This window comes from Candidatus Sodalis sp. SoCistrobi, assembly GCF_900143145.1.
Taxonomy (GTDB): Bacteria; Pseudomonadota; Gammaproteobacteria; order Enterobacterales; family Enterobacteriaceae; genus SoCistrobi.
Genome location: NZ_FRDB01000093.1, coordinates 1 through 10,693 on the forward strand (window position 1 = coordinate 1; position 10,693 = coordinate 10,693).

The 10,693-nt window shown below is 55.5% G+C and carries 8 protein-coding genes and 1 pseudogene; 7 read left to right on the forward strand and 2 right to left on the reverse strand.

Going from position 1 to position 10,693, the window contains the following annotated elements; genetic code table 11:
* Positions 1 to 124 precede the first annotated feature (124 nt).
* Positions 125 to 1,201: pseudogene (rhlB, locus tag CINSTRO3249_RS08045) on the reverse strand (ATP-dependent RNA helicase RhlB); the annotation flags it as partial.
* A 117-nt stretch (positions 1,202 to 1,318) separates the two neighbouring features.
* Here rhlB and trxA point away from each other — a divergent pair.
* From trxA to rfbB, 7 genes are all read left to right on the forward strand, one after another.
* The gene (gene trxA, locus CINSTRO3249_RS08050; RefSeq protein ID WP_025420550.1) at positions 1,319 to 1,645 is read left to right on the forward strand and encodes a thioredoxin TrxA; all 327 of its coding nucleotides are present in this window, start codon (positions 1,319 to 1,321) and stop codon (positions 1,643 to 1,645) included.
* A 399-nt stretch (positions 1,646 to 2,044) separates the two neighbouring features.
* Entirely contained in the window at positions 2,045 to 3,304 is a 1,260-nt protein-coding gene (gene rho / locus CINSTRO3249_RS08055; RefSeq protein ID WP_011412192.1) for a transcription termination factor Rho, read from the forward strand.
* A 278-nt stretch (positions 3,305 to 3,582) separates the two neighbouring features.
* Complete coding sequence (wecA, locus tag CINSTRO3249_RS08060) at positions 3,583 to 4,698, forward strand: UDP-N-acetylglucosamine--undecaprenyl-phosphate N-acetylglucosaminephosphotransferase (protein WP_074012896.1); 1,116 nt, start codon at positions 3,583 to 3,585, stop codon at positions 4,696 to 4,698.
* Complete coding sequence (wzzE, locus tag CINSTRO3249_RS08065; protein ID WP_074012897.1) at positions 4,695 to 5,747, forward strand: ECA polysaccharide chain length modulation protein; 1,053 nt, start codon at positions 4,695 to 4,697, stop codon at positions 5,745 to 5,747. The genes wecA and wzzE overlap by 4 nt, the downstream gene beginning before the upstream one ends.
* Before the next feature lie 106 nt (positions 5,748 to 5,853).
* Complete coding sequence (gene wecB, locus CINSTRO3249_RS08070; RefSeq protein WP_074012898.1) at positions 5,854 to 6,978, forward strand: non-hydrolyzing UDP-N-acetylglucosamine 2-epimerase; 1,125 nt, start codon at positions 5,854 to 5,856, stop codon at positions 6,976 to 6,978.
* Positions 6,979 to 6,982: 4 nt separating this feature from the next.
* Complete coding sequence (gene wecC / locus CINSTRO3249_RS08075) at positions 6,983 to 8,245, forward strand: UDP-N-acetyl-D-mannosamine dehydrogenase (protein ID WP_074012899.1); 1,263 nt, start codon at positions 6,983 to 6,985, stop codon at positions 8,243 to 8,245.
* Positions 8,242 to 9,315, forward strand: coding sequence for a dTDP-glucose 4,6-dehydratase (gene rfbB, locus CINSTRO3249_RS08080; protein WP_074012900.1), 1,074 nt, complete (start codon positions 8,242 to 8,244; stop codon positions 9,313 to 9,315). Before wecC ends, rfbB begins: the two co-directional genes overlap by 4 nt.
* An 18-nt stretch (positions 9,316 to 9,333) precedes the next feature.
* On the opposite strand, the gene CINSTRO3249_RS08085 is transcribed toward rfbB, so the two are convergent.
* Positions 9,334 to 10,693, reverse strand: a 1,360-nt coding sequence (locus tag CINSTRO3249_RS08085) for a flagellar biosynthesis protein FlhF (protein ID WP_254304262.1), incomplete at its 5' end; no start/stop codon positions are given.

The window sequence follows — 10,693 nt, forward strand, 5'->3', positions numbered from 1 at the left end:
AATATGTCACCAGGGTTTAATCTGACGTACAAGCTGTAAGCTTAAGGCAGAGTACAAACTCACCGGTAACATCCCAATGATCAGTTGGGGATCATTAACCTTTGAAAGTCAATGATCAAGATATAAGGCTGATGGAGCAACCGCTCTCGCCGGCCCGTCCGGTGCGGCCGATACGGTGCACATAATCTTCGCAATCGTCGGGCAAATCGTAGTTGAAAACGTGGGTCACGGATGGAATATGCAGTCCGCGGGCGGCCACGTCCGTCGCCACCAGGATATCCAGCACGCCCTGGGTGAACTCTTCCAGGATGCGCAGGCGCCGTTTCTGCGAAACATCGCCGGTCAGCAGCCCGACGCGATGACCGTCAGCGGCCAGATGGCCCCAGATATCCTCGCAGCGGTGCTTGGTATTGGCGAAAATAATACAGCGGTCGGGCCATTCTTCCTCGACCAGCGTTTGCAGCAGCCGCATTTTTTCCTCGTTAGAGGGATAAAACAGCTCTTCTTGTATGCGGTGGCCCGTTTTCTGCAGCGGCTCCACTTCGACATATTCGGCGTTATTCATATGCTCGAAGGCCAGCTCGCGCACGCGATAGGAGAGCGTGGCGGAGAACAGCATATTCAGCCGTCCGGCGGCGGCGGGCATCCGGCGGAACAGCCAGCGGATGTCTTTGATAAAGCCGAGGTCGAACATCCTGTCGGCTTCGTCCAGCACCACGACCTGTATGGCGCCCATATTGACGTAGTTTTGTTTGGTATAATCAATCAGCCTGCCGGTGGTGCCCACCAGGATATCCACCCCGGTTTCCAGCACTTTCAACTGCTTATCATAACCATCGCCGCCGTAGGCTAACCCCATTTTCAGGCCGGTCGCCTGGGCTAATGGTTCGGCATCGGAATGGATTTGCACCGCCAACTCGCGGGTAGGCGCCATGATCAGCGCGCGGGGCTGATTGGTTTGGCGTCCCTCGACGGCGGGCTGGGTGAGTAAATGATGAAACGTGGCCGTTAGGAAGGCCAGCGTTTTGCCGGTACCGGTTTGCGCCTGGCCCGCGACGTCTTTGCCTGCAAGCGTAATGGGCAAAGTCAGCGCTTGAATGAGCGTACAATTATTAAAGCCTTTAGAATCAAGTGCTTCAATGATCAGCGGGTGCAGGGCTAAGTCGGAAAACTTCTTTTCTGTTAAGTGTGTTTTGCTCATAGTGTGGTAGAATAACAGTTAACTATTGCATTACGAAAGTGTATACAGTGAAATAAAGTCAACCTGTTGTTGGCCATTGCTGCAACGGCAGGTAACGATAATCCTGTGGAGTAAAACATGAGCGATAAAATTATTCATCTTAGTGACGACAGCTTCGAAAAGGACGTATTACAGGCCAAAGGGCTATTTCTGGTCGATTTCTGGGCGGAATGGTGTGGTCCTTGTAAAATGATTGCGCCTATTCTGGCAGAAGTTGCTGATGAATTCGACGGCAAACTGACCATCGCTAAATTGAACATCGACGAGAATCCGGCCACTGCACCGAAGTATGGTATCCGCGGCATTCCAACCCTGTTGTTGTTCCGCGATGGTGAAGTGGTAGCCACCAAGGTTGGCGCCCTGTCCAAAGGACAGTTGAAAGAGTTCCTTAACGCAAATCTGTAAGCGGTATTGCAAATCTTCCTCCGGGCTCTGGCGTTCATAAGCATTTCTCAATTTCTCATATTGACCGCTAGACGCCCATCAAGAACCATGCTAAGTTTATGTCACACTGCATTGTGATCTTACCTGTAGTTTGAATCTGAGCTTTACTCTTTGCCCGCACCCCGTTGTAAGAAAGCACCAAACGTGACCAACGAGGCGTCAGGCAGGCGGGATTTAAATTAATCCGTTGTTAGGCACTCTTAATCTCAGTCTTCTTGTTATTCATATTGCATGAGTCGCTGTTCATCAGCCCAAACGGGATATACCGGGATTAAATGCCATAGACAGGCACGATTTTACGCTGCCATACCATCCACAAAATCAGTTCCAGATATACCCCGAGTTTAAGAACCCACCATTATGAACCTTACCGAATTAAAAAATACGCCGGTTTCAGAGCTTGTGACCCTCGGCGAAAATATGGGGCTGGAAAACCTGGCCCGCATGCGTAAACAAGACATCATCTTCGCCATCCTCAAGCAGCATGCCAAGAGCGGCGAGGATATCTTCGGCGATGGCGTGCTGGAAATTTTGCAGGACGGATTCGGTTTTCTCCGCTCCAGCGACAGTTCCTACCTTGCCGGCCCCGATGATATCTATGTTTCTCCCAGCCAGATCCGCCGTTTCAACCTGCGTACCGGCGACACCATTTCCGGCAAGATCCGCCCGCCGAAAGAGGGTGAGCGTTACTTTGCGCTGCTGAAGGTTAACGAAGTCAACTATGATAAGCCGGAAAACGCCCGCAATAAGATACTGTTTGAAAACCTGACGCCGCTGCACGCCAATTCGCGTTTGCGCATGGAGCGCGGCAACGGCTCTACCGAAGACCTGACCGCGCGCGTTCTGGATCTGGCCTCGCCTATCGGTCGCGGTCAGCGTGGGCTTATCGTGGCGCCGCCGAAAGCCGGTAAGACCATGCTGCTGCAAAATATTGCCCAAAGCATCGCCTATAACCATCCCGACTGCGTGCTGATGGTGCTGCTGATTGACGAGCGTCCCGAAGAAGTGACCGAAATGCAGCGTCTGGTGAAAGGCGAAGTGATCGCCTCGACCTTTGACGAGCCGGCCTCTCGTCATGTGCAGGTCGCTGAAATGGTGATTGAAAAAGCCAAGCGTCTGGTTGAGCATAAAAAAGACGTTATTATCCTGCTGGACTCCATTACCCGTCTGGCGCGCGCCTACAACACCGTTGTGCCCGCTTCCGGCAAGGTATTGACCGGTGGTGTGGACGCCAACGCCCTGCATCGTCCGAAGCGTTTCTTCGGCGCCGCGCGCAATATGGAAGAAGGCGGCAGCCTGACCATCATCGCCACCGCGCTTATCGACACCGGCTCGAAGATGGACGAAGTGATTTACGAAGAGTTCAAGGGAACGGGTAACATGGAACTGCACCTGTCGCGTAAAATCGCTGAGAAACGCGTTTTCCCGGCGATCGATTACAACCGCTCGGGGACCCGTAAAGAAGAATTGCTCACCACCCAGGAAGAGCTGCAGAAAATGTGGATCCTGCGCAAAATCATTCATCCCATGGGTGAAATCGATGCGATGGAATTCCTGATGAACAAGTTGGCGATGACCAAAACCAACGACGAATTCTTTGACATGATGAAACGTTCGTAAGTCACAAAAACTCGGGTAGCGCCACGTGAGAACGTGGCGTTTTTCGTTTCTGATGCTAGGATAGTCACATCTTTGGTGTGCCCGGTTACATGCCTCTCAGCTGTCCGGGCGATTTTGATCCTATCTGCACGCCTGACGGAGATTCAGGTGGAAAATAAAGAGATAACAGAAACCCTATTTCGTTGTCACAAAACTCAGTGACGGGTAAGGCATCGGAGTTGAGGCGTAAACCATGGTGACGCATTGAACGGCCTGATGGATGCAGAGAGCTTTCTATTGTGAACATACTCAATATGAGTACTGATTTTGTTGCTATTTTTCTGTTTTCTTTGCTCTTTTTGTTTTTAGCGCGCAAGGTTGCCAAAAAAATAGGCCTGGTTGACAAGCCCAACTACCGCAAACGCCATCAGGGGCAGATCCCCCTGGTCGGCGGTATTTCCATATATGCCGGCATCTGCTTCGCCTTTCTCTATACTGATCATTATATTCCCCATGTCGCGCTGTATCTCATGTGCGCGGGCGTCCTGGTAGTGACCGGCGCGCTCGACGATCGGTTCGATATCAGCGTGGTGGCGCGCGCCATTATCCAGGCCCTGGTCGCGGTGGCGATGATGGTGTTCAGCGGCCGCTATATCAATAGCCTGGGCTATATCTTCGGACCATGGGAGATGGTGCTGGGCCCTTTTGGCTACCTGGTGACGCTGTTTGCCGTCTGGGCGGCGATCAACGCCTTCAATATGGTGGACGGCATTGACGGACTGCTGGGCGGGCTCTCCTGCGTGTCCCTCGGTGCGATGGGTATCCTGCTTTCGCTTGATAATAATCCCGGCCTGGCGCTGTGGTGCTTTGCCATGATTGCCGCCGTTTTGCCCTATATTTTACTGAACCTGGGGGTTTTCGGCCGGCGCTATAAAGTATTTATGGGGGATGCCGGCAGCACCATGATCGGTTTCACCATCATCTGGCTGCTGCTGCAAAGCACCCAAGGCTGGGGGCATCCGATGAATCCCGTGACCGCGCTGTGGATTATCGCCGTGCCGCTGATGGATATGATAGCCATCATGTACCGCCGGATGCGCAAAGGCATGAGCCCGTTTGCGCCGGACAGGCAGCATATCCACCATCTCATCATGCGCGCGGGTTTCAGCTCGCGCCAGGCGTTTATTATTATCACGCTTACCGCCGCGCTGTTAGCGTTTTTCGGCGTGGCGGGAGAGCGTTGGCTGCGCTGGCCGGAGTCGGTCATGCTGTTGCTGTGGATCGGGGTGTTTTTGTTGTATGGCTACGTACTGAAATGCGCCTGGCGGGTTGCCCGCTTCGTCAAGCGGACCAAGCGTCGGCTCAGCCAATATAAAAAAAGCACCACCTTAAACGGAAATTCGGGGCGAAAATGACACCTGCAAGCTCACCATCTTCCGCCGGCCGGGAACAGGCTATCGACAATGAACTGGACTTGCGCGGCCTGCTGTGTGCCCTGTGGCGCGGCAAACTCACCGTTATCGCCTGTGCTGTCGTGTTTGCACTGGGCGCATTGATTTACTCTCTGGTGGTGCGCCAGGAGTGGACCGCCATCGCCATTACCGACAAACCTACGGTGAATGTGCTGGGCAGCTACTTCTCCCAGCAGCAGTTTCTGCGCAATCTGGATGTGAAAAATACCGCGTTGCCGACCACCGACACTCTTTCGATAGCCAACGAGGCCTATCAGGAGTTTTTGCGCCAGCTCGCTTCCTATGATACCCGACGGGATTTCTGGCTTGCCAGCCCCTATTACCAGGCGCGTAAAAAGGGCGACGTGCATGCCGACGCGGTGCTGCTAGATGAATTGATAAACGCCATTCAGTTCCTGCCGCGTGACGACGTGAAAAAGCTGCCGGACAGCGCGCGGCTGGTGGCGGAAACCGCGCCGGACGCCAATCAACTGTTGCGGCGCTATGTGGATTTCGCCAACCAGCGTGCGGCCAACCACCTCAATGAGGACGTTGTGGCCGCCTGGGCTGCGCGCACCGTCTCGCTCAAGGCGCAGGTAAAACGGCAGGAGGCAGTGGCCGCGGCGGTTTACCATCGCGAGCAGCTACAGCTTAATCAAGCGCTGAAACTGGCGCACGCGCAGGGCATCGATCGCAGCCGGACCGATGTCGCCGCCGACAGTTTGCCTCAATCCGAACTGTTCCTGTTGGGGCACCCGCTGTTGCAGGCACGTCTGGACGCTCTGCAGGCGGCCGGACCGGCCTATGATACCGATTACGACCAAAACCGCGCGATGTTGACTACCCTCAATGTAGGGCCGGTATTGAACAAAAGCTTCAAGACCTACCGTTATCTAAGGACCCCTGAAGAGCCGGTAAAACGCGATAAGCCACGCCGCCTGTTCCTGCTTATTCTGTGGGGCGCCGTGGGGTCGTTGATCGGTGCGGGAGTCGCGCTGGCGCGCCGTCGTTAATGCCGCCGACAGGCATGAAACTGTCGGAATAGACCGCTGCCGTTAGCCGCGCGGCCCACCGAATTCTAAGCCGTAGCCGGCTTTGCTCAGAATGAAGGGAACTGTTGTGAAAGTGTTGATCGTCTTTGGCACACGGCCGGAAGCCATTAAAATGGCGCCGCTGGTTCTGGCTCTGGCCAATGATCCGGCCTTTGAAACCCGCGTCTGCGTGACGGCCCAGCATCGCGAGATGCTGGATCAGGTGTTGCGCCTGTTCGCGATCGTGCCTGATTACGATCTGGATATCATGCGCCCGGCACAGGGCTTGAGTGAGATAACCAGCCGTATTTTGACCGGCATGCAGCCGGTGCTGGAAGATTTCCGCCCGGATGTCGTGCTGGTGCATGGCGATACCACCACCACCTTGGCCGCCAGCCTGGCGGCGTTTTACCAGCATATTCCCGTGGGCCATGTGGAAGCGGGCCTGCGTACCGGCGATCTGCTTTCCCCGTGGCCGGAGGAGGCGAATCGCAAATTGACCGGCCATCTGGCCCGCTGGCATTTTGCGCCGACCGAAAACGCGCGCGCCAATTTGCTGGCGGAGGGACTGCCGGCGGCACGAATTGCGGTGACCGGCAATACGGTTATCGATGCGCTGTTCTGGGTGCGTGATCGTGTCATGAGCGACGCGGCACTGCGCGCCAGTCTGGAGCGGCGTTACGCTTTTCTCGATGGCGTGCAGAAGATGATTTTGGTTACCGGCCACCGCCGCGAGAGTTTTGGTGACGGTTTCAAGCGCATTTGCGCCGCCCTGGCGCGCATTGCGCTCGATCATCCCGACGTACAGGTGGTTTACCCGGTGCACCTCAATCCTAACGTCAGCGAACCGGTTAACCGTATGCTTAGCGGTATCGCCAATATAAAATTAATTGATCCGCAAGACTATTTGCCGTTCGTGTATTTAATGGATCGCGCCACGATTATTCTGACCGATTCCGGCGGCATTCAGGAAGAAGCGCCTTCTCTGGGCAAACCGGTGCTGGTGATGCGTGATGCCACCGAGCGACCGGAGGCGGTGGCGGCCGGCACCGTGCGGCTGGTAGGGACGGACGAGCAGGCGATCCACCAGGCGGTATCGCAGCTGCTGAATGATGCCCAGGCGTATCAACGGATGAGCCGGGCACATAACCCCTACGGCGACGGCCACGCCTGTGAGCGGATTATCACGGTATTAAAAAAAGATAGCAGGTGAATCCATGAGTTTTGACACAATTTCCGTCATTGGACTGGGGTATATCGGTCTGCCCACCGCCGCGGCGTTTGCCTCGCGCCGCAAGCGGGTCATAGGCGTAGACACCAATCAGCACGCGGTGGATACCATTAACCGCGGCGCTATTCATATTATTGAACCCGATTTGGACCGTGTCGTAACTGAAGCCGTGCGCGAGGGGTGGCTCCGGGCGGTAAGCCAGCCGCAGCCGGCGGACGCGTTCCTGATTGCCGTCCCAACTCCTTTTAAAGGCGATCATCAACCGGATCTCAGCTATGTGCAGGCGGCGGCGTTAGCGTTAGCACCGGTATTAACGCCGGGCTGTCTGGTGATCCTCGAATCCACCTCGCCGGTGGGGACAACCGAACAGATGGCCGGCTGGCTGGCCGACGCACGTCCCGATCTGAGCTTCCCACAGCAGGTGGGCGAAGCGGCGGATATCAATATCGCCTATTGCCCGGAGCGCGTGCTGCCCGGCAAGGTGATGGTGGAACTGATTAAAAATGACCGGGTGATTGGCGGTATGACGCCGCGCTGCTCGGCGCGCGCCGCCGAGCTGTATCGTATTTTCCTGGAAGGGGAGTGCGTCGTCACCCATGCCCGTACCGCCGAAATGTGTAAACTGACCGAAAACAGCTTCCGCGATGTCAATATTGCCTTCGCCAATGAACTGTCGGTGCTCTGTGCGGAACAGCAGATTAATGTCTGGGAACTGATAGCGCTGGCCAATCGCCATCCGCGGGTCAATATCTTGCAGCCGGGGCCGGGCGTCGGCTGCCATTGTATCGCGGTGGATCCCTGGTTCATTGTGGCGCAGAACCCGGCACAGGCGCGCCTTATCCGCACCGCCCGCCAGGTCAACGATGATAAGCCCGACTGGGTGGTGGACAAAGTAAAGGCGGCGGTGGCGGATTGCCTCAACGACAGCGGGCGCGGCAGTAGCGATGTGACCATCGCCTGCTTCGGGCTGGCGTTTAAGCCCGATATCGACGATTTGCGCGAAAGCCCCGTGCTGCACGTGACGCAGCTGATTGCCCGCTGGCATCGCGGCCAGACGCTGGCGGTGGAGCCGAATGTCCATGCATTGCCGGCATCGCTGGACGGGCTGGTCACGCTGGTGGACCGCGATCGGGCGCTGGCGACCGCCGATGTGCTGGTGATGCTGGTGGATCATCAACAGTTTCGCGCCCTGGCGCCTGGTGACATTCACCAGCGCTGGGTGGTGGATACCCGGGGAGTCTGGCGATGAGACGCCTGCTGATTACCGGCGGCGCGGGGTTTATCGGCTCGGCGCTGGTGCGCTATATCCTTGGCGCTACCGACGATCGGGTGCTGGTCGTCGACAAGTTGACCTATGCCGGCAATCTGGACTCGTTGGCGCCGGTGGCGGGGCATCCCCATTATCGCTTCGCCCGCGCCGATATCGGCGATGGCCCGGCGATGGCGCGACTGCTCGCGGAGTTTCAGCCTGACGCCATTATGCATCTGGCGGCGGAAAGCCATGTCGATCGCTCCATTGACGGTCCGGCGGCGTTTATCGACACCAATATCACCGGCACCTCGATTCTTTTGGAAGCGGCGCGCGAATATTGGCAGGCTTTACCCACCGCCGCCCGCGCCGCCTTTCGCTTTCATCATGTCTCCACCGATGAAGTGTACGGCGATTTGCCCGATGACGGCAGCCGGTTTAACGAAAGCACGCCCTATGCCCCCAGCAGCCCTTACTCCGCCTCGAAAGCCGCCAGCGATCATTTGGCGCGCGCCTGGATGCGCACCTACGGTCTGCCGGTGCTGGTAACCCATTGCTCCAATAATTATGGCCCCTATCATTTCCCAGAAAAGCTGATTCCGCTGATGATTATCAACGCGCTGGCGGGCAAGCCGTTACCGGTGTACGGCGACGGCGGCCAGATTCGTGACTGGCTGTATGTGGAAGATCATGTCCGCGCGCTCTATCAGGTGGTGACCCGCAGCCGTCCCGGTGAAACCTATACCATCGGCGGTCATAACGAGCGGCGCAATATTGAGGTGGTCGAGGCGCTGTGCGCACTGTTGGAGCAGGCCGGCGCGCCTCATCCCGCCGGCGTCACGGCGTTCAGGCAACTCATTACGCGTGTAGAAGATCGGCCGGGGCATGACCGGCGCTATGCGATTGACGCCGGCAAAATTGGCCGGGAATTAGGCTGGCGGCCGCAAGAAACCTTTGACAGCGGCCTGGCGAAAACCGTGCAGTGGTATTTGACCCATCGTGAGTGGTGGCAGCGCGTTCTGGACGGCAGCTATCGCGGTGAACGTCTCGGTCTCGGGCCGGGCCTGTAAGGCATAGGTATCTACACATCAGGGAGGAGGCTTAAGAGCAACTCTCGCTAAATGAGTAAGTTCTTCCAGACTATATTCCGATAATAATTTTAGTGTATTCAACAAGATGGATAGGCCAGCGAGCAGAGCAGGAGCGCTCTCTCTGCGGCCTCGCTTTTGCTGTCGTCCTGACAAGCGACATATCAGCTGGCGGGCTGCCGCATTTTCTTCTCCTTCAGCGCGTTGCAGCCGCCATACCAGAACAGCAGCCATACTGGCTATTAACAACCTGCGTAGTACGGCTGGCGCGCTGCGCTGAAGCCATGTTTCTACGTCATGTCCGGCACCTTTCAGCAACTTAAAAAATGATTCAATATTCCAGCGCCAGTAATACCAACGAGCTACTTCCTCGCAGGTGATCTCGCTGCAAACGTTTGTAAGCAGCGTCCAGCGTCCCACCACATTACCGAGATCATCCGTAAGCCGAACAACAACCAATCTGACCGTCAGAGGCTCTCCAGGTTGGATTTTTATGCGGCGGCCGGTTTCTTTATCTTTACGCTTCTGCTGCGCAGCTCGGGTTATGACTATCGAGGTTTCACTGATTTCCATATCAGCTTTTTTCCCTTTCCAGTCTACCTGTCCGCATCCGTTGTATGGCAGAAGAGCAGCAATCTCACCAATTTTCAATGAATTACCTTGCCACTCTGCACCATGTCCTTCTTTTCCTCGGATAAGCCAGCATATTCCTTGAGTACTCAACGTCCGCATATGTCCAATAGAGTCACCCTCTCTATCAATTATATGAATCAGCTTTTTACCTATATTAAGCGATTCCACACGGGCAATATCGGTCGTCAAGGCGTCCATATGTGTCTGCCGTTCGGACAGTCCTTCCGCCAACGTTGAATGACAACCGGTTGCATCGGTAAGTGTCTGAGATAGAGGCGCTATTGGCAAACCCGTGCCAGCATCAACCAGCAAGCTGCTTTGAAGTTCATATCCAACATCGCCACCGTGCGTCATTTTTAAGCGTCCGTATTTGGCATGATGGTAAAGAAATTGTAAACGTGACCAATCATGAACAACGAGAGCGTATGGATGCGGGCTAAGCGAAATTTGCTCAAGTGCTAGCGAAATAATTGGCTCATTGAGTTGACTGAAGCTAATTCGCTTATTATTCAGAAAACGCCAGACAGCTTGGGTAGTTGCGAAAGTTGATTTTTGAGCACTTGCGAGGTCTTTAACCGCAGAAGCAAGAAGAGCCGCGGGCGTCATATGCTGTTTAACCAGCGTCTGATATCGGCGGGTAAGGCGAGAGTCAATCCCGCCAACAGATAGGTTGAAATCATTCTGCAAAGTAATAACAGGTATCACGATAAATGTGTAGATACCTATG